This window comes from Microbacterium arborescens, from assembly GCF_030369635.1.
GTDB lineage: Bacteria > Actinomycetota > Actinomycetes > Actinomycetales > Microbacteriaceae > Microbacterium.
Window position 1 is genome coordinate 830,620 of the sequence record NZ_CP128474.1, and the last position, 25,699, is coordinate 856,318.

Sequence of the window (25,699 nt, forward strand, 5' to 3'; positions counted from 1 at the left end):
TGGAGCGTGAAAATTCATCCGAATGGATGAAGCTCGCCGGGAGCTGGCGGCTGCAGCCTCGGCTGCATCAAGGACTAAAGACCCGAAAACCGTCGAAAACACGACCCCCCTGGTCGCGTTGGTATTGAGGTGTTTGACTTAGTTCACCCGGGGGAGGGATAAACGCTATGAAGGACGAAACGGCACTGCCGTTCGACCCGGCTGACGATGTCGCGGCCGTCGAAGAAGAGGTGAGGGTTCTCCTCGTCAATCGCCGAGATGTCGTGCGACGAGGACTGCGTGCCGTCATCGAAGATGCGGGCGATCTCGTCGTGGTCGGAGAGATGGCGCGGCTCGACGAAGCGTGGCCGATGATCGATCGGGCCGACCCGGACGTCGCCATCCTCGACGCGACGGAGCCTCCGGAGCAGATCGTGAGCGCGGTGGACAAGATCCGACGCGTGCAGATCGATGTGCCGCTGCTCGTCCACGGACGCACCGACGCCGAAGAGGCGAAGCGAGTCGCGTGGGCTGTGGGCGCCGACGGCTACCTCCTCGATGACGCCGACGCGCAGGACGTCTTGCAGCTCGTGCGCCGGATCGCACGCGGCGGAGACGTGCACAGCCTGCAGGCGGTGCACGGTGCGGGCCTGCCAGCGAACCAACCCTCGACCGTTGACCTCACGCTGCGCGAGCGTCAGGTACTCCGTTTCATCGCCGCCGGGATGACGAATCGTCAAATCGGAAATCGGCTCGGACTGGCAGAGAAGACCATCAAGAACTACGTCTCCGGGCTGCTCGCCAAGCTGCATTTGGAGAGTCGCACACAAGCCGCCGTTTATCGGATGACGCACGATGACGTCACGCGCGGCGGGACCAATGGCACTGCCGATCGCCATCGCGCCTGAGTGATGGTGACCAATACGCGTCCCCTGGAGGGGGCGTCCGCATCCCCCCGCGTGAAAGGAAGAGATCATGATTCGCGCAACCCATAACGGTTCACATCACGAAATGACCGACGGGAAGGACTCGGCGTGACGACGCGATCGACCGCCCGGGTGCGGCATCCCCGAGCCGGTAGGCGTGTCCGCAGCGTCATCGCCTCGCTGAGCGCCCTGGTCGTGGCGGCACTCATCGTCATGCCCCTCGGCCAGACGGCCCACGCGCGCATCGATGATGCGACGCCGATCGCGGATGCCGAGATCGGCCCGAACACGGAAATCCAGGTCACGGCCCTCGGGCCCGGCGCAAATGTCCAGGGATTCCAACCGCCGTCGCCCATCACACAAGATCCGCTGGCTGCCTACCCCACCAGCAATCCGGCCGGATACTCGTCGGTGAGGCCCTTCAGCGGAACGATCATCGCGTCGAGCATCTCCGACCCGTCGCTGACCGCCGAGATGTACTGCATCAATCTCCGGGTGGCCACGAACGTCGGCATCGGGTACGAGTCCGGCACGTGGGAGGAATCGAACGTCCCGAACATCGGATACGTCACCTACATCCTCAACAACTACTACCCGACGACCTCCGAACCCTCCGGTCTCTCGGCGAATCAGCAGGCAGCGGCCGTCCAGTCCGCGATCTGGTACTTCACGGATGGATATGTCGTGAGCACGGCGGCCAGCTCGACGATTCGCGAGGCGACGGCGGCGATCGTCGCCGCAGCTCAGGCGGCAGGACCGGTCGTCGAACCGCCTGCGCCGGAAGCGAGCATCACACCCGCTTCCGATTCCGCCGCGTCGATCTCCAGCGCGGGGCCCTTCACGGTCGTCGCCGAGGGCGCGACCGAGGTCACCGTCTCCGTTCCCAGCGGCTATGCGATGTTCACGGACGCGGAAGGGGCGGAGCCCCTCGCGAACCCGGCCTCCGTGCCCACGGGTACCGACATATGGGTGCGGAGTTCGAGCGGTTCGCCCGGCGAGACCGTGCTGAACGCGCGCGCAGCGGTGACGGTCCAGCGGGGGCAGGTGTATCTGTACGACGGCAACACACCTTCTTTGGACGATGCGCAGCGACTGATCCTGGCCGACACGACGGAACTGGACGCGGTCGCCTCAGCCACCGCGGAGTTCTTCGCGGTCGGCTCGTTGACGGTGAGCAAGGCGTTCGCCGGCGAGGCGCTCGGTCTTCAGGGCGACATCCAGCTGGCCATCGACTGCGGTGAGGGGTACACCTACACCGCCGACATCCCCGCCGGCACGGCGACGACGCAGACCTTCACGTACTCGGGCATACCGGCCGGGACGAGCTGCACGGTGACGGAACCCGTCACCGGCGCCAACACGGTGGTCGACGTCGAAACCGATGCGGGCCAGACCGCGGAGATCACGGAGGGCGGTGCCGCGATCACGATCACGAACACCGTCACCTACCTTCCGGGCGCTCTGCGGGTGGTGAAGGGCATCGCCGGTGACGCCGCAGGCGCGCAGGGTGCGATTCGCCTGACCGTGGTCTGCGGTGACGTTCTTAACGAGACGTTCGAGATCCCGGCCGGAAGCGCCGCCGGCGATTACGAGCAGGTGTACTCCGACCTGCCCGCCGGCACCGCGTGCACCGTCACGGAGACGGAGACGGGCAGCACCGCGCAGGTGGAGGTCGCGACGGGCGACCCCGTCACCGTCGAGATCCAGCCGGGTGCGACGGTCGATGCGGCAGTCGCGAACACCGTGACCTACCGTCCTGGATCACTTCGCGTGGTCAAGTCGATCGCGGGAGTCGCGGCCGGACAGCAGGCCGCGATCGAACTCGGCATCGTCTGCGGCGAAGTGCTCGACGAGACCTTCGAGATTCCCGCCGGCACCGCCGCGGGGGAGTACGAGCAGCTCTTCACCGACATCCCGGCTGGTACCGAGTGCACCGTCACGGAGCTCGAGTCGGGCGCGACGGCACAGGTCGACGTCACGTCAGACGGCCCCGTCACCGTGGCCATCGAGCCGGGCGCGACGGTCGACGCCGCGCTGTCGAACGATGTGTCGTATCTGCCGGGGTCGCTGCGGGTCGTGAAGACCGTGACCGGCGGAGGCGCGGGTCTGCAGGATGCCATCGAGCTCAGCGTCCGTTGCGATGACGGCGACGTGCTCGACGAGACGTTCGTGATCCCGGCTCGCAGTCGCGCGGGCGACTACGAGCAGGTGTACGCGGATCTGCCCGCAGGAACGAACTGCGTCGTGACCGAGACCGAGTCGGGCAGCACTGCGCTCGTGCAGGTGGCCACGGCCGACCCCGTCACGGTGGAGATCGAACCCGGCGGAACCGTGGATGCCGCCCTCGTCAACGACGTTCGCGGAGGGGAGCCGATCGTCCCCGGACACAGCGCGCTCCCCGCGACCGGCGGCGAGGCGCCACACCTGGCCCTCATCCTCGGACTCGGCAGCATGATGGTCGGTCTGCTCGTGATCATGGGCGGTTACCGGGTGCACCGTCAGCGGTCGACGCTGACACGGTGAGGCCCGCTGCGCCCCCTCGCTCGACGGCGAGGGGGCGCAGTCACGCCCTCGTGCCCGCCGGAGGAGCGGGCGATCGACGACGGAAAACCGGCACCGATATTTCATCCGGACGGATGAGACAACTCAGAGCCGGTTGCGTGTTCCCCACAGTGCGAGCTGCGTCCGGTCGGCGAGATCGAGCTTCTTGAGCGCGGAATGCAGTTGCGATCGCACGGTGTGCACCGAGACCTGGAGCCTATCGGCGATGCCCTCGTTGCTCGTCACGCCGCCGGCGAGCACCGAGATCACGCGACGCTCGGCCGAGGTCAGCAGAGCGCTCGCCTCCGGGTCTTCGGGCCCTCCGCCGCGGCGGACGAACTCACGGATCAGGGGCGCCGTCACTCGCGACGACACGAGGGCCTCGCCCCGGGCTGCCGCATAGATCGCACCGACGAGCTGGTCGGAGTCGTGACTCTTGAGCAGGTAGCCGACGGCACCGGAATCCAGTGCTTCACTGACGTATCCGTCGATGGCGAAGCTCGTCATGACGATGACGGCGATGGGCGCGCGGCCGTCTTCGGGGCGCGCGAGCAGGCGTGTCGCGGACAGTCCCGACATCTGCGGCATCTGGATGTCCATGAGCACGACGTCGGCACGCTCGGTTCGGGCGACGTGCACGGCGTCGATGCCGTTCGAGACCTCGCCGACGACCTGGATGCCGGGGGCGCCTTCCAGCTGAAGCCGCAGCCCTCGGCGCACAGCACGATTGTCGTCGGCGATCAGCACGCGGATGCGCTCGGCTCCACGAGTCATACCGTTCTCCCTGTCAGGCGATCGGGTCGATCGGGATCGTGATCCGCACGTCCCATCCGCCGGTCGGCGTCGGCCCTGCGAACAGTGTGCCCCTCAGTAGCTCGACGCGCTCGCGCATTCCCCGCAGGCCCCAGCCGAGATCGAGGCCCGGGACCGGCATCGATTCGCTGTTCGGTGCCCCATTGACGACGCGGACGATGAGTTCGTCCTCAGCCTCGGCCACCGTCACGGTCACACTGACCGGCGCCCCGGGAGCGTGCTTGGCGGCGTTCGTCAGGGCCTCCTGGAGAACGCGGTACGCGGTGGTCGAGACGACGGCCGGAAGGTCGGACACCGCACCGGACAGCTCGAACGAGACCGGCATGCCGCGCTGCGACCAGAACTCCACCAGCTCGCCCGCACGACGCAGGTCGCGTGTCGTCTCCGCGGGTGCCGCTGCTTCGGCGTGCAGGTCGCTCAGCGCGCCCGCGAGGCTCGCCGCCGCGAACCGGCCCTCGTTCCGTACCTCGCCGACCAGACGGATCGCCTCGTCGGGACGGGCGGGCGCAAGCGAGATGGCGGCGTCGGCGAGCGTCACGAGCCCGGCCAGGTGCTGACCGGCGACATCGTGCAGCTCCTGCGCGATGCGGGCGCGCTCCCGCTCGCGAGCGTCGTTGACGCGCGCATCGTGCTCTTGGCGCGCCAGTTCGGCCTGCTCGCGGGCGAGCGTGACCTTCCGCACCTGCGCGCCCCACCAGATCCCCAACGCGGTCGCCCCGAGAGCCGGGGCGGTGAACCGGAAGAACTCGTTCGCCATGAACGTCACGGCGGCCCCGGCGTCGCCCGCGTAGACGACGGCCCAGACGAAGAGGCCTCCCATGCCGAGCATGACCACGCCGAGGAAGCACACGATCGCCGACGTCGCCGGCACCCGGCTCGCCAGGAGGAACTGCGCGAGCGCCACGACCAGGTACATGCCGATGAGCCAGTTGGGCACGTCGAAGGTGGCGAGGAGGACGAGGTACACCGCGACGGTCGCGACGACCGCCGTGCGCGGCCACCGATCGCTCAGCAGAAGCGCGGACGCCTGGGCCACGCAGGCCACGGTGAGGATGACGCACAGCACGGGTATCGAGACCGAGAACGGCCAGTCGATGGGGCCGGCCAACATCGCGGTGATCGGCGTCGCGAGCACCTGGAGGGTCGTCATCACCGACACGATGGCGACCAGGATCGCCGACGCGCGACGCGTGCGGAAGAAGGTGCGCGTCGCGGACTCGTCGAATCCGACGCCGGGCTCTCGGGGTGGGTTCACCACAGAATCCTCTCAGCCCCGCAGAGAAGGCCCGTGCATGCCAGGATGTGATGAGTCAGCGCGGAAGGAAACCTGTCGATGAGCAAGCCCATCACATCTCCCGAATCCAACAAGCTGCTGCGCGCCGCGATCTGGGTCGCCATCGGCGCGCTCATCGCCGCCGCGATCGTCTGCGTCGTCTGGGTGCTGGTCGGGTCGGGTACCGGAATCGTCGCCCGCGCCTTCATGACGGTGCTGCTGCTCGCGGGTTTCGCGGGCATCTCGATCCTCGAATCGCACCTCGCCGGTCGTCGCCCCGCCTGGTTCGCTCTGACCAGCATGGGCAGCTGGGTGGTCGCGCTGCTGATCGGCGCCGTCATGATCTGGCTGCCGTCGCCGACCGAGAGCTTCGGATGGGGCTACGAGCGGTTCATGCGCTTCCTGCTGGTGCTGCTGATCCTGCAGCTGGCGCTGCTGCACCTGCGCCTCTTCACGAAGGCCTACTCGCGCAACCCCACGACGTTCCTCTCGATCGTCACCTACACGACCATCGCCTTCCTCGGGATCGTCGCCGTCATGCTGATCGTGCCGCTCGTCGGCGGCGAGTGGTTCGACTTCCTGCCGATCTACTGGCGCGTCGTGGTCGCGCTGACGATCCTCGCCGCGGTCGGCACCGCGCTGGTTCCACTGGTGAACGCCCTGCTGATGCCGCGCGCCCCTCAGCCGGCCGCATCGGCGCCGTGGCCGACCTACGCCGACGGGCGCACGCCGCTGCCCGTCCTGGGAGACGGATCGCCCGACTGGCAGGCCTACTACACCGGGCGTCCCACCTACCCGCAGGCCTACGCACCCGCACAGCCCGCACAGGCAGCGCCGCCCGCGGCGGCTCCCGCCCAGCCGGGCTACCAGGACTACCCGCCGCCCCCGCCGCTGCCGGACCAGCCGATCGCTCCCCGTTGACGGCCCGGGCTCGGTGAGCCCGGGAACCCCGTAGCGTGGGTGGCATGGTGCAAGCGCGAGAGCTCACAGACCTGGCCATCGAGATCGCCCGCGAGGCGGGAGCGCTCGCGCGCCGTCGCCGCAGCGAGGGAGTCGCCATCGCCGCGACGAAGTCAGCGCTCGCCGACATCGTCACCGAGGCCGACCGTGAGGTCGAGCTCCTCATCCGCGATCGCATCGCCCAGGCGCGACCCGAGGACGGCTTCCTCGGTGAGGAATCCGGAGCCGAGCGCGGCGCGAGCGGCCTCACCTGGGTCGTCGATCCCATCGACGGCACGGTGAACTACGCCTACGGCATCCCGCACTACGCCGTCAGCATCGCGGTGGTCGATGGCGAACCCGACCCGCAGGAGTGGGAGGCGGTCGCCGCGGCCGTCTTCTCGCCGGTCGTCGACGAGCTGTTCCGCGCGACCGTGGGCGAAGGTGCGTGGCTGGGCGATATGCGTCTGGCGGTGTCCGAGCCGACGGATGCCGGCGCACTGCTGGCCACGGGGTTCGGCTACGACCCCGCCACCCACGCGGGAGACCTCGCTCGGCTCGGACGCATCATGCCCATCGCGCGCGACATCCGCCGCGCCGGGGCCGCATCGCTCGATCTGGCCTACGTCGCGGCCGGGCGGCTCGACGGCTACGTCGAGCGCGGCCTGCAGCCCTGGGATCACGCGGCGGGCGCGCTCCTGGTCGCCGAGGCCGGGGGAGTGGTGACCGGGATGCCCGGAGAGCGCCCTGGGCGCACCATGACGATCGCGGCGTCGCCGGCTCTCCACAGCCAGCTGACCGAACGGGTTTTCCACGAAAGCTGACGCGTAGATCGCATTCCCAGCCGCAAGTCGTTAGTGTTTACCCGTTCGTTATCTTCGGAACCCGATCCGGAGGCCGGACACCACCCGGAAAGTTTCCGCCGCGTACGAGCGCGCGCTGTTTTCGAGAGCCTGCGATTTGACTTCTGAGACCACCCCCACCGAGGCCGCGTCCTCGCGACCCTCGGCAGGGGAACCGTCGCCCACCCCGGCGACCGGTCTCACGCAGAGCACGGGTCTCACGCGCGCGCAGTGGCGGCGGCTGATGGCCGAGGCCGAGCTCGCCGCGAAGGCGGCCGACATCCCGACCGACGACGTCGCGAAGATCGATCAGGCGCCCGAGGCGCCGAGCGCCGAGATCCCCGTCGCCGCGACGAGCGCAACGGTCGACGCAGCCGGTACCGAGCGCGATGACGAGGCTGATGCTGAGACCGACGAGCTGGTTCTCACCGTCGTCGACGGCGACGCCTACGCGGGCTCCGATCTCATCACGCCCTCGCGGCGTCGTCGCGCAGGTTCGACGATCGAGCGCCCCGCAGCTCAGGGCGAGTCGTTCGGCCCTGCTGCCGTCGACTCCTCGAACGCCGAGAGGGCGGATGCCGGTGACGCGGACTCGGCAGGCGCTTCGGGCGCGGCGGACGAGAGCACTCAGTCTTCCGACACGCACGACGTCGACGAGTTCGAGTTCGCCGCACGGTTGTTCTCGTTCACCGCTCAGACCCCGGTGCAGGTCGCCGAGGCGTCCATCGCCGAGCACCAGCAGCGCACGCGCGAGGTCACGGTCGCACGCCCCGGACGTCTGCGCCGTGTGGGCAAGCGCGTCGCAGCGGCATCCGTCTCGATGAGTGCCGTCGCCGCCGTCGGCCTTCTCGCCGTCGGCCTGACGAGCCCTGCCGCCGCTGTCTTCGCCTCTGGTGACACCGGTCGCGACATCACCGCCGAAGCGCCCCGCACGGCGGCGTCGGTCGAGCCCGAAGAGATCCAGGCGTATGTCTCCTCACCCACGACGGGTGTGACCTTCGATCGCAGCGACACCTTCGATGTGACTTCCGTCTCGGAGATCGCCGCCGACTCGGGTGTCACGAACTTCGCCGGCACGTGGGTCAACGACCCCAACGCCGCGATCCAGTGGCCGTTCCCGGTCGGAGTTCCGATCTCGGCGCAGTTCGGCTCGGTCTCCTACCTGTCGGAGTTCTCCCGTCCGCACCGCGGCGTCGACCTGACCCCCGGAGCGGGCGCCGAGATCCACGCCGTCGCGGGGGGAACAGTGCGCATCGCGACCGAGGCGGGCGGCGACTACGGCGTGACCGTCGTCATCGACCACAACATCGACGGCGAACTGGTCTCGACCAGGTACGGACACATGCAGTACGGCTCGCTCAAGGTGAAGGTCGGCGACACGATCGAGCCCGGCGAGATCATCGGCAAGGTCGGCAGCACCGGCAAGTCGACCGGTGCTCACCTGCACCTCGAGGTGCTGCTCGGTGGCACCACCCAGACCGATCCGATCGCGTGGCTCGAGGAGCACACGAAGCGCTGACCTGATTCGGCCTGAGGGCGCCGAGATGGTATCCTCTTCTAGTTGCCCGCTTGCGGGTGGCACGCCCCGATAGCTCAGTGGCAGAGCACTTCCATGGTAAGGAAGGGGTCGTCAGTTCAATCCTGACTCGGGGCTCGCAGCATCCTCGGATGCGTTGCGGCAGGGTAGCTCAGTTGGTGAGAGCGCACGACTCATAATCGTGAGGTCGCGGGTTCAAGCCCCGCTCCTGCTACAGATGACAACCCCCGGAATCCCCGGGGGTTTTGTCGTATCCGGGCACGTTCGAGCATCGAACCGAATCGGGCTCGGCGCGTCCTTGTGCTTAGGGCCAGACGCAGCATGGGCGCCGCGTCGACGCAATCAGCCGAACCTTGTGGTATCCCGACCCATCATCACTTCTCGATCCTTCGAGGTCCCACTTGGGCCGTGAAAGTGGACGGCAAACCCGGCCCAAGTGGGACCTCCCGGGGGCAGCGGGGCAGCGGGGCAGGTCAGCGGCGACGTGCCCGGGAACGAGAAGGCGCCCGGGAACGAGAAGGCGCCCGGGAACGAGAAGGCGCCCGGGGCCCCTCCAGAGCCCCGGGCGCAGGTCGGGCGCGAGACGAGGACCTAACTCGCGGCCGAGGTGTCGAGCAGGCCCGCCCTGCTCCCCATCAGCGCTAGATCGCACCCGACGTCACGATCATGCCTCGCATGGCAGAAAGCCGGCGCACGCGGGCTGCGTCTCGCCGTCGGCCAGAAAAAGCTGGTCAAGCGCCTTAAATATGCCGCGTTAGGTTGGTCTGAGACGGTCATCGACGTCGATGTTCGGCGCGAGATTTCATCCGATCGGATGACGCCGGGCTCCTCTCGCGTCCCGGAAACCAGAACGCCCCGACATCCGAAGATGCGGGGCGTTCTACGATCCGGGGGGAAGATCGTCGACGTCATCGACGCTAGGGCTTCCCGGCCGGTCCGTCGAGTCGGCCGTTCGGGGGACACGGTCCTCGCACCTCGGTAGCGCGGGTCAGCGCCGATGGAACGGGCAGCCGCCACCGGCGCCCGTGGCGCGAACACGGCCCCCTGACGCGGGCTTGGTCGGCAGCCGGCGCGTGTTCACCTCGAGGCCGTCGCCGAGGATCGTGACGCCAGGATGGCTCAGCGCGGCGATCGCCGTCGCGAGCCCCGCGATCGCGAGCTTCTCGCCGGGGCAGCGGTGGCCCGTGGCGACATCCGCGCCGCCGTGGGGGATGAAGGCGGGGAGTGCCTCGTAGTCGTCGACACCGATGAAGCGCTCGGGCGTGAACTCGCCGGCGCGCTCCCACGAGCGATCATCGAGGTTGGTCCCGAGGATGTCGAGCACGATGCGGCCGCCCGCCGCGACGCGCTGGCCGTCGAGCTCGATGTCGGCGACCGCGCGCGCGGGAAGCATCGGCACGAACGGGGCTGTTCGGCGGACTTCCTGGGCGAACGCGACGGCGAGCGGGCCGCCGTCGAGCGTCTCGCGCTCGGCCGTTTCCGCGGCGATGCGCTGGCGCCATTCGGGACGATCGTGCAGTTCCTTCGCGGCGAAAGCCACGAACCGTGCAACCGCGATCATCGGGCGCATGCTGTTCTGCAGCTCGATGCCGGCCAGCCGGGCCGGGAGAAGCACGCCGGCACGGTCGCGGTGCCAGGCCCACGCGTCCAGGGCGGTGCCGGGCTCGGAATCGAGATCGCCGTCGCGCACCGCCTCGATGAGGTGCTGGGCGTGACGGTCCGACCAGCGGCGATTCACCCAGGCGAGGAGGTACTCGGGGGAGTACGGAACGCCGAAACCGTCGACGATCTGCGCGAGCCGGGCCGCCCATCGTGTCTTCGCCGCGGGGGTTCCCGGAAGCCCCGCCCACTGCATGACGGCTCGCCCGAAGGCGCCCACCGCCGCGTCGTAGGCAGAGCGATCACCGCCGGCGACCCACTCGTCGATTTCGCTCCGCCACTGCGCGACCAGGTGAGGTCGGAGCCGCTCCACCTGCTCGTCCTCGTAAGCGACGTCGAGGAACGTCGCCTTGCGGTGGCGGTGGTCCTGCCCGTCGAGGCTGTGCACAGACCCGTGTCCGAACAGTGTCTCCTGAACGATGCCCGGCATCGCACCGTGACGGTGAACGCGGTCTTCGTCGTAGAACACCTCGACACCCTCCGCACCCCGGACGAAGATGGCGGGATCGCCGAGCAGACCCATGGGGGCCGAGCGTGCGCCGGCTCGTACCCGCTTCCAGATGCGTTCGCCGAACCCGTACCCGCGCAGCAGCAGCTGCGGAGAGTCGTCGGTCAGCGTGCGTGCAGCGGCGGTGATCGAAGACATCATGACTCCACGCTCACACCTCGGCGCCGACGAGCCGAGGGGGAGGCGGATCATGCCGACGTGTGCTACCCCGCCGCGCCGGACTCGAGCCGTCGAGCGGCGCGGCGCAGCACCGCCGATTCGATGAGCAGCACACCGCCCACAGCGGCCGCGCCCAGCACGACGAGGAGCAGCACCGGCACGGCATCCGGTCCGGGAGGCTGAACCGCGCCATCCTCCTGCCACGGCCACAGGGCGCGGAGCGAGCCGACCATCAGGCCGGTCATCATCGCCAGCATGACGCGCCGTCGGTGGACCAGCAGCCACTGCAGCACCGAGACGAAGAGGCCGAGTCCGACCATCGCGCCGAGGATGAAGACGCCCAGATAGACCAGATCACGCTCGTTCACCGCGGCCAGGGTGGGCGCGTACATGCCGACGGCCAGCAGGATGAACGAGCCCGAGACGCCGGGCACGACCAATGCGCACACGGCGAACGCCGCCGCGAGCGCGACAACGGGAAGGGGCGGCTCGAGCGGATCGATCTGGGGGAGGCTCGTGAGGGCGAACCCCGCGATCGATCCGACGACGGCGACCGCGTACTCGCGCATCCGCCAGCGCCCGCCGACCATACGGATCGGAACGACGAGCGACGCCAGGATGAGGCCGGCGAAGAGCGCCCGCGATGCGACGGGCTCGGCTTCGATGAGAGGAGCGAGGATCGCGGACGCCGCGAGGACCGCTGCGATCATGCCGAACCCGACGGGGAGGACGACCGACCAGCGCACGGCGGCGAACTCCGCCCGGGCGCGGGCGAGGCCCCGGCCGCGCGCACCGTCGGCGACGAAGCGAGCCACACCTCGGGCGAGGTGGCCGGCCGAATCGATGAGCGTCTCGTAGACCCCGACGATGAGTGCGACGGTGCCGCCGCTGACACCGGGGATGATCTCGACCGTGCCGATCAGAGCGCCGCGACCGGCATCCAAGAGCATTCGGGCGACGGGCATGGGCGACCTCCGAGAGAACGACGACGGAGCGTTCCAGGCTACCCGTGACCGCCTGAGCGACCTGTGGCAGGCCCCGTTACCGCGCGTCCGGGCCCGGTGCAAGTGGCTCGACGGATTCATCGGCCCCGCGCATCGTGGAGTCATGTCCAACGCATTCAACGACGACCTCGCCCGCCCCGCCGCAGCCGAGGACGCCGGCATCCAGCCGCTGCGCGACGGCGATGCGACCAGCGTGGCCGACCCCGATCTCGACCCCGCCCAGCGCGAGTGGGACCGTACGGAGGCGATCGACGAGGCGCTCGACGCCGGTGTCGACCCCGCCGAGCTCGACACGGCCACCGCGACGAGCGACGACCCCGCGCACATCCCGTCGGAAGACGACGAGATCCCGGCCGAAGACCTGCCGTCCGCGTACGAGCAGCCGGAGACCCAGGGAGAGGACCCGGTCATCGCCGAACTCGGCGAGGACGGCGAGGGCGACATCGACGACGAGGGCATGTGACCGCCGGTATCGAGTCGTACGCGCCGATCGGCGACGGCCGCACCGTGGCACTGATCGGCCTGGACGGCAGCGTCGACTGGCTGCCGCTTCCCGACCTCACCTCGACGCCCGTCTTCGCGCGCCTGCTCGACAGTGAGACGGGCGGATGCCTCGAACTCGCCCCTACGGAGGACTACGAGACCACGCGTCGATACGTCCCCGACACGAACGTCCTGGAGACGACCTTCACCACCGCTCGCGGGTCCGTCACGGTCACCGACGCGATGGTGTCGGGCGTCGCGGGACGCATGCCGTGGGCGGAGCTCGCTCGCCGCATCGACGGCCTCGACGGCACGGTGCCCATGGCCTGGCGCATCCATCCCGGAACATCGCTTCGCACGGCATCGCCCTGGATCGAGCGCACCCAGCACGGCGACGTGATCCGCAGCGGCAAGACCGCCCTCGTCGTGGTGGGCTTCGAGCACGGTCCGGATGCCCCCGATCCCGACGGTACGAGCGGCCCCCGCCTGACCGGGTCGTTCACCGCCTCGGCCGGTTCGCGCCACCTCATCGCGCTTGCCGCGACGCACGACGAGCCCCTGCACCTCCCCGACCCGCGCAACGTCGACGTCGGCATCGACCGCACGATCGAGAACTGGCGTCACTGGTCCGAGGTCTTCTCCTACGAAGGGCCGTGGCAGGAACGCATCCAGCGCAGCGCGCTCGCCCTCAAGCTCCTCATCTTCAGCCCCACGGGAGCGATCGCCGCCGCTGCGACCACCTCTCTGCCCGAGAACCCCGCGGGCGGCAAGAACTGGGATTACCGCTACGCCTGGGTGCGCGACCTCGCCTACACCGCGCACGCGCTCGTGCGCTTCGGGCTCCGCGAAGAGACGCACGCTGCGCTGTCATGGATGCTGCGCACGATCCGCGATCACGGCCCCGAGCTGCACGTCATGTACACGCTGAACGGCGAGCTCGTGCCCGACGCTCGCGAGTACCCCGTGCCCGGCTGGCAGGGCAACCAGCCCGTCGTGACCGGCAACCCGGCGCGCGAGCAGCTCCAGCTCGGCGTCTACGGCGACCTCATGGCCATCTGCCGCACGTATGTCGACGCGGGCAACGTGCTCGACATCGGAACGGCACGGATGCTGGCGGGCGTCGCCGATCGCACCTGCGATCTGTGGCGCAACCCCGACTCGGGCATGTGGGAGCTGCCGGAAGAGCGGCACTACACCTCGTCGAAGATGGGCTGCTGGAAGGCCCTCGACGACGCCGTCGCGCTCGCCGAGAGCGGCGCGATTCCCGGGAGCGCCGAGCGGTGGAAGGCGGAGCGCGAGCGCATCCGGCTCTGGATCGACGAGAACTGCTGGTCCGAGGCCAAGTCGGCATACGTCTTCTACGCCGGGTCCGACGAGCTCGACGCCTCCGTGCTGCTGCACGCGCCCACCGGCTTCGACCGGGGCGAACGGATGTCGACGACGATCGACGCCCTCACCGACGAACTGGGAGCCGGGCCGCTGCTGTACCGCTACAGCGGGGTCTCCGAAGAGGAGAAGACGTTCGTCGCCTGCGCGTTCTGGCGCGCCGAGGCACTCGCGTGCGTCGGCAGGCACGACGAGGCGCTCGATCTCGTCGACCGGCTCGTCGCCCTGGCGAACGACGTGGGCATCTATGCCGAGATGATCGACGCCGACGACGGCACAGCGTGGGGGAACACCCCGCAGGCCCTCAGTCACCTCGCGTTCATCGCGACCGTGCTCACCATTCGCGACGTCGTCCCCGAGGAGGCCCTCCGTGGCCGATGAGATCGAGGTCTTCCGCAACACGCGTGCCGTGCTCGTCGAGAGCATCTGGTGGGATGACCGCACCGACGAAGTCGTGTGGGTCGACATCACGGCCGGCCTTCTGCATCGCGGCCCCCTCGACGGCGCCGTCGACGGCAGCGACGACCGGGTCGTCGAGCTGCCGCCGCCGTTGTCCGCCGTGCAGCCGGCTGCCGGAGGCGGGTACGTCGCCGCGCTGAAGGACCGCGTCGTCCTGCTCGACGCGGACGGCCGCATCGAGCGCGATCTCGCGGCGCTGCGCCACCGTCACGACGGGATGCGTCTGAACGAGGGCAAGGTCGACCCCTTCGGCCGCTTCGTCGTCGGTGCCATGGAGCTCACGAGCGACGATCCCGATGCGACGCTCTGGTCGGTCGAACCCGACGGCGGCGTCCGCGTGCTCGGCGGCGGGTACGGCGTCGCCAACGGCTTCGAGTGGTCCGACGACGGCCGCACGATGTACGTCACCGACACCGCGACCTCGACGGTCTACCGCGCGGCATACGGATCGGAGGGCGAGCTCGGCGAACTCGAGCCCTTCCTCGTCGGGCGGGCGAGCGACGGACTGACTCTGGCGACGGACGGCTCGTTCTTCAACGGCCTGTACGGCGAGGGGACAGTGGCCCGCTGGAGCGCCGACGGCGACGTCGTCGCGGAGATCGCGATGCCCTCACCGAACATCACCTCGGTGGCGTTCGCCGGGCCCGACCTCGACGTGCTCCTCGTCGGGTCGGCGCGAGAGAACCTCACCGAGGAGCAGTTGCAGCGGCATCCCCTCTCGGGCGGGATCTTCCGGCTCGCACCGGGAGCGACCGGCCGCCGCATCCACACGTTCGGGTCCTCGTCGATCGACTGATCGACGGTTTCGCCAGACGACCACCCCTAGGAAGACCGATGGAAGGAGACACCATGTCCCGTGACCAGTACACCTTCGTCAACCCCGCCGAGCTGTACGCGGACATCGAGCCCGAGAAGCAGCACATGGATGAGCCGGGCCTCGACGCCGACCTGACGCCGAAGGCCGACCTCGGCGAGGAGAGCTACCGCGGCAGCGGCCGCCTCGCCGGGCGCAAGGCGCTCATCACGGGCGGCGACTCGGGGATCGGCGCGGCGACCGCCATCGCCTTCGCCCGCGAGGGAGCCGACGTGGCCATCTCGTACCTCCCCGAGGAGGAAGAGGACGCCCAGCGCATCGCCGGGATCCTGAAGGATGCCGGTGTGACCGTCGCGCAGCTCCCGGGCGACCTGCGCGATCCGGAGTACTGCCGCTCGCTCGTCGCCGACACCGTCTCGGCACTCGGCGGAATCGACATCCTCGTCAACAACGGCGGCAAGCAGATCTTCCAGTACGAGCTGGCCGATCTGACCGACGAGCAGTTCGACGACACCTTCAAGACCAACGTCTACGCGATGTTCTGGATCACGAAGGCCGCGCTCCCGCACCTGCCGGCCGGCGCCTCGATCATCAACACCACGTCGATCCAGGCCTACTCGCCGTCGGAGACGCTCGTGGACTACGCCTCGACGAAGGCGACGATCAACACGTTCACCAAGGCCCTCGCCCAGCAGCTCGCACCGAAGGGCATCCGCGTGAACGCGGTCGCACCCGGCCCGATCTGGACGCCGCTGCAGCCGAGCGACGGCCAGCCGCAGGAGAAGATCGACAGCTTCGGCGAGGAGACGCCGCTCGGGCGCATGGGCCAGCCTGCCGAGCTCGCTCCCGCTTACGTGTTCCTCGCGTCCGCGGAGTCGAGCTATGTGGCGGGGGAGACCCTCAACGTCAACGGCGGCATGCCCACGCCCTGACGTCGTCGCAAGGAAGTGCGCCGGTGGCCGCGGCTGCCGGCGCACTTCTTCCCGGTATTGATTGTGCACAACCCAGTTGTGTACAGTGCAGATATGGAACCGACGCAGCACATGGTCTGCTTCTCGCTCTACGCCGCGTCGCGCGCGACGACGAAGGCGTACGCGGCCCTCCTCGAGCCGCACGGCCTGACCTACCCGCAGTACCTCGTGCTCGTGCTGCTGTGGAACCGCGACGGGCGCAGCGTGCGCGACCTGGGCGAGGCGCTCGACCTCGATTCCGGCACGCTGTCGCCGCTCCTGCGCCGGATGACGCGCGACGGTCTCGTCGAGCGCGAGCGCGGTGGTGCCGACGAGCGTGTCGTGACCGTCTCGCTCACGCCCCGCGGCCGCGAGCTGCGCACCGAGCTCTCCCATGTCCCCGCCTGCATCGCGGAGGGGATGGGTGTGACCGTCGACGGCGCCCGGCACCTGATCGCCGCCCTCACCGACCTGGCCGACGGCATGCGCGACGCCGCGGACGACCTGCGCGCGGCTCCCCGCGCCGCGAAGACCACCCCCCACAAGGAAATGAAGGAGGAGCACGCATGAGCGCTCTCTACACCGCCGAAGCACTCTCGACGGGCGCCGGCCGCAACGGACATGTCCGCAGCACGGACGGTCGCGTCGATCTCGAGATGGCCATCCCGAAGGAGATGGGCGGATCGGGCAACGGCTCGAACCCCGAGCAGCTGTTCGCCGCCGGTTACGCCGCCTGCTTCCACTCCGCCCTGCAGATGGTGGCGCGGTCCAAGAAGATCGACGTGACCGACTCCGCCGTCGGCGGTCAGGTGCAGATCCACCCGACGGATGCCGGCGGGTTCTCGCTCTCCGTCGTGCTCGAGGTCGTGCTGCCCGGTGTCGACCACGAGGTCGCTCAGGAGCTCGCCGACGCCGCGCACCAGGTCTGCCCGTACTCGAACGCGACCCGCGGCAACATCCCCGTCGAGATCACGGTCTCGGAGGACTGACCCCGGCGTCCCCGCGTCGAGTGCTCAGATGCGCACGACGCGGGGACGGTGCCGCACCTCGCGGTGCAGCCGCTCCATCTTCGCGTCGAGCTCGGCCGCCGTCTCGGCGGCGTCCTTGAGCTCCGCGATCAGCTCCGCCGGCACGTTCGCGGCGAACTTGTAATAGATCTTGTGCTCGAGGCTGGCCCAGAAGTCCATTGCGATGGTGCGGAACTGCACCTCGACGGGCACAGTGATGCGACCGGTCGAGAGGAAGACGGGCACCTCCACGATCGCGTGCAGACTCTTGTAGCCGTTGGGCTTGGGCTCGGCGATGTAGTCCTTGACGGTCCGGACCTCGATGTCGTCCTGGGCGGTCAGCAGGTCGAAGAGGCGATAGGCGTCCTGCGTGAAGCTGCACGTGACGCGCACGCCGGCGATGTCGGTGATGTGCTCGCGGATCGACGCGAACTCGGGCTCGACGCCCTTTCGGACGACCTTCTCGACGATGCCGTCGGGTGACTTCAGCCGGCTCGAGAGATGCTCGATCGGGTTGTAGTCGTGCAGCTGCTGGAACTCGTCGCGCAGGATCTGCAGCTTCGTCTCGATCTCCTGCATGCCGAAGCGGTACTCCAGGAGGAACTGCTGGAACTCGTCACGCAGGCTGCGCAGCTCCTGGGGTGAGAAGTTCTGCAGGCCGTCGGTGATCGAGAGCGGGGGCACGGAGCTGCCGGACGTCATGGGACCGACGGTACAGAGGCGGCATCGGCGGCGGCTGTGAGGATCGTCGGTCGTTCGCCGGAGGCGCAACCCCCGACCCGGCGGGTGTCGGAGCCCGGCGCTACCATGAACCGTCCGGCCGACTCGCTCAAGGAGACCCATGCTCGGCAAGCTCCTGTTCCGCTACCTGCGCACCTATCGGTGGCTTCTCCTGGGCGTGCTGGTGTTCCAGTTCGGCTCGGCGATGGCTTCGCTCTACCTCCCTCGTCTGAACGCCGACATCATCGACAACGGCGTCGCTCGCGGCGACACGGCATACATCTGGTCCCGCGGCGCCATCATGCTCGTCATCGCCCTCGGGCAGATCGTCGCGTCGGTCATCGCCACCCTGTGCGCGGCCCGTGCCGCGATGGCCGCGGGGCGCGACATCCGCCGTGACGTGTTCGAGAAGGTCAGCGGGTTCTCCGAGCGCGAGGTCTCTCGCTTCGGCCCGGGCACCCTCATCACCCGCAACACGAATGACGTGCAGCAGGTGCAGATGCTCGCGATGATGGGTGCCACGATGCTGGTCACCGCGCCCATGCTCGCGATCGGCGGCGTCATCATGGCGCTGCAGCAGGATGTCGGGCTGAGCTGGCTCATCGGGGTCGCGGTGCCGCTCCTGCTCGTCGTCGCCGGGCTCATCATCGGCCGGATGGTGCCGCTGTTCCGGCAGTTCCAGACCCGCCTCGACAACGTCAACCGGATCATGCGCGAGCAGCTGACGGGGGTCCGCGTCGTGCGCGCGTTCGTCCGTGAGCGCATCGAGGAGCAGCGGTTCCGCGGGGCCAACACCGACATCATGATCGTCGGGCGCAAAGTCGGATCGCTGTTCGTGCTGATGTTCCCGCTGGCGATGCTCGTGCTCAACGTCACGGTCGTGGGTGTGATCTGGTTCGGTGGCATCCAGGTCGACCAGGGCAACGTGCAGATCGGCACGCTCTTCGCCTTCATGCAGTACGTGGGTCAGATCCTCATGGGGGTGCTCATGGCGACCTTCATGACGATCATGATCCCGCGTGCCGCCGTATCGGCCGACCGCATCGGCGAGGTGCTCTCGTCGCACGATGCCCTCGAGCGGCCCGCGGCACCGGTGCGCGAGTTCCCCGAGCCGGGCGCCATCGTGTTCGACGACGTCTCGTTCACCTACCCGGGTGCGGACGCGCCGGTCCTCGAGGGCATCTCGTTCCGCGCGGCACCGGGAGAGACCGTCGCCGTGGTGGGATCGACGGGGTCGGGTAAGACGACGCTGGTCTCGCTCATACCCCGACTGTTCGATGTGACGGGCGGCGCGGTCACGGTCGCCGGCGTCGACGTGCGGCAGGCCGACCTCGACCTTCTCTGGGGCGGTATCGGCTATGTGCCGCAGCGCGCCTTCCTGTTCACCGGCACGGTCGCCTCGAATCTGCGGTTCGGCCGCGAGGAGGCGACCGACGACGAGCTGTGGAAGGCGCTCGAGATCGCTCAGGGACGTGACTTCGTCGCCGAGATGGAGGGCGGTCTCGACGCGCGTATCGCGCAGGGAGGCACGAACGTCTCCGGTGGACAGCGTCAGCGGCTCGCCATCGCCCGGGCCATCGTGCGCCGCCCCGACGTCCTGGTCTTCGACGACTCGTTCTCGGCGCTCGATCTGACCACCGACGCACGCCTGCGCGAGGCGCTGTGGCGAGAGCTGCCGGAGGTCACGAAAATCGTCGTCGCACAGCGCATCTCCACGGTGACCGGCGCCGACCGCATCCTCGTCCTCGACGACGGGCGGATGGCGGGGCTCGGCACGCACGACGAGCTCCTCGAGTCCAACGAGACGTATCGCGAGATCGTCGAATCGCAGCTGGGAGTGGACGCATGAGCGCCGACAACCTCACCGACGACGAGCGCTCCGAGCTCGAGCTGGCCGAACAGGCCCGTCAGAACTCGGGCAGCTGGGACAGCGTGGCTCCCGGCAAGGCGGCGAAGTTCGGACCGAGCTTCCTGCGCATGATCGGGCTCCTGCGCCCGTACGCCCTCGTGTTCGGCCTCATGACGGTTCTCGGCGCCGTCGGGGTGGTCCTCGCCGTCCTGGCGCCCCGCGTCCTCGGCGACGCGACCAACCTGATCTTCGAGGGAGTCGTCTCCGCGAACCTCGGCTCGCAGTTCCCCGCGGGAACGAGCCAGGAGGATGTCGTCGCAGCCCTCAACGCAGCGGGTCAGACCGACGTCGCGAACCTCGTCAGCGCGATGCAGAACTTCCAGGTGGGCGCCGGCGTCGACTTCGACCGGCTGAAGTGGGTCGTCGTCACGGTGCTCGCGATCTACGTCGGGTCGGCCGTGCTGACGTGGCTGCAGGGCTTCGTCATCAACATCATCATGGTGCGCACGATGTGGCGCCTGCGCGAGTCGGTCGAGGCGAAGATCAACCGGCTGCCGCTGGCGTACTTCGACCGTGTGCAGCGCGGCGAGCTGATCTCGCGCGTCACGAACGACATCGACAACATCACGCAGACGATGCAGCAGTCGCTCTCGACGGCGCTCACCAGCGTGCTGACCGTCGTCGGCGTGCTCTTCATGATGTTCTCGATCTCGTGGCAGCTCGCGCTCGTCGCGCTCGTCTCGCTGCCGCTCATGGCCGTGATCTTCGGCGTCATCGGACCGCGGTCGCAGAAGGCCTTCGCGGTGCAGTGGCGTAAGGTCGGGCGCCTCAACGCGCGCGTCGAGGAGTCGTTCTCCGGTCACGCTCTCGTGCGGGTGTACGGCCGTGAGCGCGACGCGCGCGAGAAGTTCGCGGCAGAGAACGACGAGCTGTTCGAAGCAGCCTTCAAGGCGCAGTTCCTCTCGGGCCTGATCATGCCGGGCATGACCTTCATCGGAAACCTCACGTACGTCGGAATCGCCGTGCTCGGCGGACTGATGGTCGCCTCGGGGCAGCTGCGACTCGGTGATGTGCAGGCCTTCATCCAGTACTCGCAGCAGTTCACGCAGCCGCTCTCCGAGCTCGGGGGCATGGCTGCGGTCGTGCAGTCGGGCACCGCGTCGGCAGAGCGTGTATTCGAGCTGCTCGACGAGGACGAGCAGGAGCCCGATGCCCCGGAGGCCGAACCGGTGCGCGGCGGCCGTGGCGTGATCGAGTTCGAGCACGTCCGGTTCGCCTATTCGCCCGACAAGCCCCTCATCACCGACCTGACGTTCCGGGTCGAGCCGGGGCAGACCGTCGCGATCGTCGGTCCGACCGGTGCGGGGAAGACCACGCTCGTGAACCTGCTCATGCGCTTCTACGAGCTCGACGGCGGCCGCATCCTGCTCGACGGTCAGGACATCTCCGAGCTCTCCCGCGACGACGTGCGCTCGCGCACGGGCATGGTGCTGCAAGACCCCTGGCTCTTCGCCGGGACCATCCGCGACAACATCCGTTACGGCCGCGAGAGCGCGACCGACGACGAGATCGTCGAGGCGGCGATCGCGACGCGCGTCGACCGGTTCGTCCACTCGCTGCCCGATGGGTACGACACGGTGCTCGACGAGGATGCCGCGAACGTCTCGGCCGGCGAGAAGCAGCTCATCACGATCGCGCGCGCCTTCGTGGCGCAGCCGGCGGTGCTCATCCTCGATGAGGCGACGAGCTCGGTCGACACGCGTACCGAGCTGCTGCTCCAGCAGGCGATGTCGGCGCTGCGCGAAGGACGCACCTCGTTCGTCATCGCGCACCGGCTCTCGACCATCCGCGACGCCGATCTGATCCTCGTGATGGAACACGGCGACATCGTCGAGAAGGGTTCGCACGACGAACTGATCGCCGCTCAGGGCGCCTACTGGCGCCTCTACCGATCGCAGTTCGAGCAGGCGGCGACGGAGCAGGTGGAAGCGGTCGCCGAGCTCGGTTCGGTAGACGACGAAGCGGACAGCCGGCCGGTCTCCGCCGATCGGTAGTCTGAACGAGGCGGATCGGCGCCCGACGCGAGAGAAGGCAGAGTTGAGCGGTTCTACGCCTGCGGGCTGGTACGACGACGGTCACGGCGCGTTGCGGTGGTGGGACGGTGCGGGCTGGACCGAGCACACCCACACCCCTGTCGAGCCCTCGCCCGAGCCGCAGCCCGAGCCCTCGGTCGAAGAGGCGCCGATCGAAGAGCCACCGGCGGTGACGGAGGCATCGATCGCCGAGAGCCAGCAGAGTCTCGCGGCATCCGACACCGCCTCGCCGACCGACACGCTGCCGCCCATCCCGCCCGCGCCGGGCGGCTATGCCCCGGTCTATCCCGGCGCACACCCCACGACGGCGACGGCGGCGATGACCGGAGCCCGCGGCGAGGACATCCCTCCTCCGGCACGTCGCTCGAAGCTCTGGATCCTCTTCGTCGCGCTCGGCGCCGTACTCATCGGTCTCATCGTTCTCGCGGCCGTGCTCATTCCGCGTTTCGTGGCCGACATCCTCTCCCCGAGCGCCGACCGCCCGGGTTCGAGCTCGGTGCAGGGGGCCGATCTGCGTGCGGCCGAGGACGTCGTCGATGCTTACGACGACGCGTGGGACGACATGGACTGCGCGGCCTATCAGGCGATCGTCACCCCCGAGTTCCTCTCGAGCGGCGGGCTGTCCGACTGCGCCGACTTCGCGCAGGCCGCGCTCGAGTTCGACAACTCCGTCGAGGACTACGACATCAGCTTCATCTCGACGACCCGCGAGGGAGACACGATCTACGTCCAGACCGTCGAGACCTTCACCCAGACGGCCGATTCCGCCGGCGCTCCGCTCGAGAACCCCGTTCCGAGCAGCTTCTCGGCGCTGTACACGCTCGTTCCGGGCGGCTCCGGCTGGCTCATCGACGATTACGTCGAGCAGTGATGGGGGAGCGGGGTGCGCGCCGGAGCGCGCGGTTCTACCTGGCGTGCGCCGGGGTCGGGCTCGCGGCTGGCCTGCTGTCGGGACTGTTCGGCGTCGGCGGCGGAACGGTCATCGTGCCGCTCCTGGTCCTGCTGCTCGGGTTCGATCAGCGGCTCGCCGCCGGGACCTCGCTCGCCGCAATCGTCCCCACCGCCTCGGTCGGTGTCATCTCCTACGCGGTCACCGGTTCGGTGGCCTGGATCCCGGCGATCATCCTCGCCGCGGGTGCCGTGATCGGTGCGCAGATCGGCAGCTGGCTGCTGGCCAAGATCCCTCAGAACGCGCTGCGATGGGGCTTCGTCGGCTTCCTCGTCGTCGTCATCGTGATGCTCTTCATCGTGGTGCCCTCGCGTGATGCCGTTCTCGAGCTGAGCTGGCCCGTCGGCATCGGGCTCGCCGGGCTCGGACTCTTCACCGGCATCATGGCCGGTCTGCTCGGTGTGGGCGGCGGAGTCATCGTCGTGCCGGCGCTGATGTTCCTCTTCGGCACGAGCGACCTCATCGCCAAGGGCACGTCTCTGCTGATGATGATCCCGACCGCGATCTCGGGCACGGTCGGCAATGCCCGCCGACGCAACGTCGACCTCGTGGCGGCCCTGGTCGTCGGCCTCGCCGCCTGCACCACGACCGCGGTCGGCGCCTGGATAGCGACCCTCCTGAACCCGCTCACCGCCAACATCCTGTTCGCCGCGTTCCTCACCTTCATCGCCTCGCAGATGGCGGTGCGTGCCGTCAAGACGCACCGCGCGGCGCGGGCCGGGAAGCGGGCTGCGCTGTCGTCGGAGGGCCACCGGTAGAATCGGACGGTGTCCGTGAACCCCGATCTGGTCGAACGCGCCTTCGCGCCGACCGCCCCGTACCTCGTGGGTCGCGAGAAGGTGCGCGAGTTCGCCCGCGCCGTCTTCGCGACCGACCCGCAGCACACCGACCCTGAAGCGGCGCGCGCCTTGGGTTACCCCGACGTGGTCGCGCCCCCGACCTTCGCGATGGTGATCCAGGACCTCACGCTGCAGCAGCTGCTGGGCGAGCCCGACTCGGGCATCGCCCTCGAGCGCACGGTGCACGCCGAGCAGCGCTTCCGCTACACCCGGCCGATCGTGGCGGGCGACGAGCTCACCGCGCAGCTCTCGGTGACCGGCATCCGTGCTTTCGGCAAAGGTGCCATGGTGACCAGCGAGGCCGAGATCCGTGACGTCGCCGGCGACCACGTCGTGACCGCCGTCTCGGTGCTGCTGATCGGAGGGGAAGACGCATGAGCGAACTCACCGTCGGAACCGTCGTCGCCGAGCGCACCGTCGAGCTCACCCGTGAGTCGCTCGTGCGTTACGCGGGAGCGTCGGGGGACTTCAACCCCATCCACTACCGCGACGACGTCGCCACCCGCGTCGGCCTGCCCGGTGTGCTCGCCCACGGCATGCTGACCATGGGTCTGGCCGTCGAGACCATCGTCGAGTGGCTCGGCGACAGCGGTCGCATCGTGGAGTACGGCGTACGGTTCACCCGTCCTGTCGTCGTCGATCCCGAGACGGGCGCGACCCTCACCGTCGTCGCGAAGGTCGGGGCGGTCGACGAGGGCGTCGCCCGGATCGACCTGACCGTCAGCCACGCCGACACCGTCGTGCTCGGCAAGGCCCAGGTGCGCGTCCGCACCGCGGAGTGACCGTGGCTGACATCGAACCGCGGCCCCTCGCGGAGCTGACCACGCTGCGCGCGGGCGCGGCGCCCGAGCGCATGGTCGAGGTGCACACGACAGACGAGCTCGTCGCCACGATGAGGGAGCTGTGGGGGGCGCACGAGCCGTGGCTCGTCGTCGGGGGCGGGTCGAACCTCCTCGCGGGCGACGAGCCCTTCGAGGGCACTGTCGTGGCGATACGCACGACGGGCATCGAAGAGCTGCCGTCGCCGCATCCGGGCCGCATCCGCCTGAAGGCGCAGGCCGGGCACTCGTGGGACGACCTCGTCGAGTACGCCGTCGCGGCGGGCCTCAGCGGGATCGCCGCGATGTCGGGCATCCCGGGCACTGCCGGAGCGGCACCCGTCCAGAACATCGGTGCATACGGTCAGGAGGTCGTGCAGACGCTCGTCGAGGTCGAGCTGCTCGACGAGTCGACGGGAGACGTCAGCGTCGTGCCGGCGTCCGAGCTCGGGCTCGGCTTCCGCACGTCCGTGCTCAAGCATCACCACGGGTCGGTCGCGGCGCGGTCCGCGGTCATCCTCTCGATCACGTTGGAACTCGATCAGGTCGGACACGGCGAGTTCGCGATCCGTGGCCCGCAGCTGCGCGGCGCTCTCGGGCTCGATCCCGAGGCCACCGTGTCGCTGCGATGGGTGCGCGAGACCGTGCTCTCGGTGCGCGCCAGCAAGGGGATGGTGCTCGACGACGCCGACCCCGACACCTGGAGCGCCGGGTCGTTCTTCCAGAACGCCGTCGTCACCGCAGCATTCGCACGGACGCTGCCCGACGCGTGCCCGCGCTGGCCGGTGGCTCCCGATCCGGTGGCCGACCGGGTGATCCCGCTCGCGGAGTACTACGGCGTCTCGCCGACGGGCGCGGTGGCCGAACCGGACGTCAAGGTGAGCGCTGCCTGGCTCATCGAGCACGCGGGAATCGGCAAGGGCTTCTCGCTGCCCGGCTCGCGGGCGGGGCTGTCGACCAAGCACGCCCTCGCCCTCACCAACCGCGGGGGAGCGACGGCGGACGAGCTCGCCGCGCTCGCCCGGTTCGTGCAGCAGCGCGTCCAGGCCGATTTCGGTCTGATCCTCCAGCCCGAACCCGTGCTGGTCGGCGTCGAGCTCTGACCCGGTTCCCTCAGCCGTCGACTCGCCATGAACGGCGGGTACGAGTGCC

The 25,699-nt window shown here is 69.1% G+C and carries 23 protein-coding genes and 2 tRNA genes; 20 read left to right on the forward strand and 5 right to left on the reverse strand.

Annotated features, from left to right (window positions below):
• The first annotated feature begins 167 nt into the window (after positions 1–167).
• Both QUC20_RS03865 and QUC20_RS03870 read left to right on the forward strand, forming a co-directional pair.
• Positions 168–887: a LuxR C-terminal-related transcriptional regulator gene (locus tag QUC20_RS03865; RefSeq protein ID WP_289331005.1), complete on the forward strand. Its 720-nt coding sequence runs from the start codon at positions 168–170 to the stop codon at positions 885–887.
• A gap of 126 nt (positions 888–1,013) precedes the next feature.
• Positions 1,014–3,428 (forward strand): thioester domain-containing protein, encoded by a 2,415-nt coding sequence (locus QUC20_RS03870; protein ID WP_120263292.1) that lies wholly within the window; start codon positions 1,014–1,016, stop codon positions 3,426–3,428.
• 123 nt (positions 3,429–3,551) lie between these two features.
• On the opposite strand, the gene QUC20_RS03875 is transcribed toward QUC20_RS03870, so the two are convergent.
• A complete protein-coding gene (locus QUC20_RS03875) occupies positions 3,552–4,220 on the reverse strand; it encodes a response regulator transcription factor (protein ID WP_289331006.1) in 669 nt (222 codons plus the stop codon).
• A gap of 13 nt (positions 4,221–4,233) precedes the next feature.
• Complete coding sequence (locus QUC20_RS03880; protein WP_289331007.1) at positions 4,234–5,514, reverse strand: sensor histidine kinase; 1,281 nt, start codon at positions 5,512–5,514, stop codon at positions 4,234–4,236.
• Between the two features lie 78 nt (positions 5,515–5,592).
• Here QUC20_RS03880 and QUC20_RS03885 point away from each other — a divergent pair, with 78 nt between their 5' ends.
• From QUC20_RS03885 to QUC20_RS03905, 5 genes are all read left to right on the forward strand, one after another.
• Complete coding sequence (locus tag QUC20_RS03885) at positions 5,593–6,453, forward strand: hypothetical protein (protein WP_120263289.1); 861 nt, start codon at positions 5,593–5,595, stop codon at positions 6,451–6,453.
• Positions 6,454–6,497: 44 nt separating this feature from the next.
• A complete protein-coding gene (locus QUC20_RS03890) occupies positions 6,498–7,295 on the forward strand; it encodes an inositol monophosphatase family protein (protein ID WP_120263288.1) in 798 nt (265 codons plus the stop codon).
• 136 nt (positions 7,296–7,431) lie between these two features.
• Positions 7,432–8,832, forward strand: a complete 1,401-nt coding sequence (locus QUC20_RS03895) for a M23 family metallopeptidase (RefSeq protein WP_259455229.1) — start codon at positions 7,432–7,434, stop codon at positions 8,830–8,832.
• A gap of 63 nt (positions 8,833–8,895) precedes the next feature.
• Positions 8,896–8,967, forward strand: a tRNA-Thr gene (locus tag QUC20_RS03900).
• A 23-nt stretch (positions 8,968–8,990) separates the two neighbouring features.
• Positions 8,991–9,064 (forward strand) — tRNA-Met (locus tag QUC20_RS03905).
• 774 nt (positions 9,065–9,838) lie between these two features.
• Here the strand turns inward: QUC20_RS03905 and QUC20_RS03910 are convergent.
• The gene (locus QUC20_RS03910) at positions 9,839–11,158 is read right to left on the reverse strand and encodes a cytochrome P450 (RefSeq protein ID WP_289331008.1); all 1,320 of its coding nucleotides are present in this window, start codon (positions 11,156–11,158) and stop codon (positions 9,839–9,841) included.
• Between the two features lie 62 nt (positions 11,159–11,220).
• Positions 11,221–12,141 (reverse strand): DUF368 domain-containing protein, encoded by a 921-nt coding sequence (locus QUC20_RS03915; RefSeq protein ID WP_289331009.1) that lies wholly within the window; start codon positions 12,139–12,141, stop codon positions 11,221–11,223.
• Between the two features lie 142 nt (positions 12,142–12,283).
• Here QUC20_RS03915 and QUC20_RS03920 point away from each other — a divergent pair, with 142 nt between their 5' ends.
• From QUC20_RS03920 to QUC20_RS03945, 6 genes are all read left to right on the forward strand, one after another.
• The gene (locus tag QUC20_RS03920; protein WP_120264380.1) at positions 12,284–12,643 is read left to right on the forward strand and encodes a sugar ABC transporter ATPase; all 360 of its coding nucleotides are present in this window, start codon (positions 12,284–12,286) and stop codon (positions 12,641–12,643) included.
• Positions 12,640–14,430: a glycoside hydrolase family 15 protein gene (locus tag QUC20_RS03925; RefSeq protein WP_289331010.1), complete on the forward strand. Its 1,791-nt coding sequence runs from the start codon at positions 12,640–12,642 to the stop codon at positions 14,428–14,430. Before QUC20_RS03920 ends, QUC20_RS03925 begins: the two co-directional genes overlap by 4 nt.
• Positions 14,420–15,304, forward strand: a complete 885-nt coding sequence (locus QUC20_RS03930; protein WP_120263284.1) for an SMP-30/gluconolactonase/LRE family protein — start codon at positions 14,420–14,422, stop codon at positions 15,302–15,304. Before QUC20_RS03925 ends, QUC20_RS03930 begins: the two co-directional genes overlap by 11 nt.
• A gap of 53 nt (positions 15,305–15,357) precedes the next feature.
• Entirely contained in the window at positions 15,358–16,254 is an 897-nt protein-coding gene (locus QUC20_RS03935; protein WP_289331011.1) for an SDR family oxidoreductase, read from the forward strand.
• Positions 16,255–16,347: 93 nt separating this feature from the next.
• The gene (locus tag QUC20_RS03940) at positions 16,348–16,842 is read left to right on the forward strand and encodes a MarR family winged helix-turn-helix transcriptional regulator (protein WP_259455228.1); all 495 of its coding nucleotides are present in this window, start codon (positions 16,348–16,350) and stop codon (positions 16,840–16,842) included.
• Positions 16,839–17,261 (forward strand): organic hydroperoxide resistance protein, encoded by a 423-nt coding sequence (locus QUC20_RS03945; protein ID WP_289331012.1) that lies wholly within the window; start codon positions 16,839–16,841, stop codon positions 17,259–17,261. Before QUC20_RS03940 ends, QUC20_RS03945 begins: the two co-directional genes overlap by 4 nt.
• 24 nt (positions 17,262–17,285) lie before the next feature.
• Here the strand turns inward: QUC20_RS03945 and QUC20_RS03950 are convergent, their stop codons facing one another.
• Entirely contained in the window at positions 17,286–17,981 is a 696-nt protein-coding gene (locus QUC20_RS03950) for a GTP pyrophosphokinase (protein ID WP_120263282.1), read from the reverse strand.
• 139 nt (positions 17,982–18,120) lie between these two features.
• Between QUC20_RS03950 and QUC20_RS03955 the strand changes: the two genes are divergently transcribed.
• From QUC20_RS03955 to QUC20_RS03985, 7 genes are read left to right on the forward strand one after another with little or no spacing between them, the layout of a single operon-like run.
• Positions 18,121–19,848, forward strand: coding sequence for an ABC transporter ATP-binding protein (locus tag QUC20_RS03955; protein ID WP_120263281.1), 1,728 nt, complete (start codon positions 18,121–18,123; stop codon positions 19,846–19,848).
• Entirely contained in the window at positions 19,845–21,902 is a 2,058-nt protein-coding gene (locus QUC20_RS03960) for an ABC transporter ATP-binding protein (protein WP_120263280.1), read from the forward strand. The genes QUC20_RS03955 and QUC20_RS03960 overlap by 4 nt, the downstream gene beginning before the upstream one ends.
• Positions 21,903–21,945: 43 nt before the next feature.
• Positions 21,946–22,812, forward strand: a complete 867-nt coding sequence (locus QUC20_RS03965) for a DUF2510 domain-containing protein (RefSeq protein WP_289331013.1) — start codon at positions 21,946–21,948, stop codon at positions 22,810–22,812.
• A complete protein-coding gene (locus tag QUC20_RS03970; protein ID WP_289331466.1) occupies positions 22,812–23,648 on the forward strand; it encodes a sulfite exporter TauE/SafE family protein in 837 nt (278 codons plus the stop codon). Before QUC20_RS03965 ends, QUC20_RS03970 begins: the two co-directional genes overlap by 1 nt.
• A 9-nt stretch (positions 23,649–23,657) precedes the next feature.
• Positions 23,658–24,107, forward strand: coding sequence for an FAS1-like dehydratase domain-containing protein (locus QUC20_RS03975; RefSeq protein WP_120263277.1), 450 nt, complete (start codon positions 23,658–23,660; stop codon positions 24,105–24,107).
• Entirely contained in the window at positions 24,104–24,511 is a 408-nt protein-coding gene (locus tag QUC20_RS03980) for a MaoC/PaaZ C-terminal domain-containing protein (RefSeq protein WP_120263276.1), read from the forward strand. Before QUC20_RS03975 ends, QUC20_RS03980 begins: the two co-directional genes overlap by 4 nt.
• Positions 24,512–24,513: 2 nt before the next feature.
• Positions 24,514–25,650, forward strand: a complete 1,137-nt coding sequence (locus QUC20_RS03985; protein WP_289331014.1) for a UDP-N-acetylmuramate dehydrogenase — start codon at positions 24,514–24,516, stop codon at positions 25,648–25,650.
• Positions 25,651–25,699 lie beyond the last annotated feature (49 nt).

Coding starts and splice junctions, on each gene's coding strand:
- QUC20_RS03865 (WP_289331005.1), top strand. CDS start 168: ATGAAGGACGAAACGGCACTGCCGTTCGACCCGGCTGACGATGTCGCG.
- QUC20_RS03875 (WP_289331006.1), bottom strand. CDS start 4,220: ATGACTCGTGGAGCCGAGCGCATCCGCGTGCTGATCGCCGACGACAAT.
- QUC20_RS03885 (WP_120263289.1), top strand. CDS start 5,593: ATGAGCAAGCCCATCACATCTCCCGAATCCAACAAGCTGCTGCGCGCC.
- QUC20_RS03890 (WP_120263288.1), top strand. CDS start 6,498: ATGGTGCAAGCGCGAGAGCTCACAGACCTGGCCATCGAGATCGCCCGC.
- QUC20_RS03910 (WP_289331008.1), bottom strand. CDS start 11,158: ATGATGTCTTCGATCACCGCCGCTGCACGCACGCTGACCGACGACTCT.
- QUC20_RS03915 (WP_289331009.1), bottom strand. CDS start 12,141: ATGCCCGTCGCCCGAATGCTCTTGGATGCCGGTCGCGGCGCTCTGATC.
- QUC20_RS03920 (WP_120264380.1), top strand. CDS start 12,284: ATGTCCAACGCATTCAACGACGACCTCGCCCGCCCCGCCGCAGCCGAG.
- QUC20_RS03935 (WP_289331011.1), top strand. CDS start 15,358: ATGTCCCGTGACCAGTACACCTTCGTCAACCCCGCCGAGCTGTACGCG.
- QUC20_RS03940 (WP_259455228.1), top strand. CDS start 16,348: ATGGAACCGACGCAGCACATGGTCTGCTTCTCGCTCTACGCCGCGTCG.
- QUC20_RS03945 (WP_289331012.1), top strand. CDS start 16,839: ATGAGCGCTCTCTACACCGCCGAAGCACTCTCGACGGGCGCCGGCCGC.
- QUC20_RS03950 (WP_120263282.1), bottom strand. CDS start 17,981: ATGACGTCCGGCAGCTCCGTGCCCCCGCTCTCGATCACCGACGGCCTG.
- QUC20_RS03955 (WP_120263281.1), top strand. CDS start 18,121: ATGCTCGGCAAGCTCCTGTTCCGCTACCTGCGCACCTATCGGTGGCTT.
- QUC20_RS03960 (WP_120263280.1), top strand. CDS start 19,845: ATGAGCGCCGACAACCTCACCGACGACGAGCGCTCCGAGCTCGAGCTG.
- QUC20_RS03970 (WP_289331466.1), top strand. CDS start 22,812: ATGGGGGAGCGGGGTGCGCGCCGGAGCGCGCGGTTCTACCTGGCGTGC.
- QUC20_RS03980 (WP_120263276.1), top strand. CDS start 24,104: ATGAGCGAACTCACCGTCGGAACCGTCGTCGCCGAGCGCACCGTCGAG.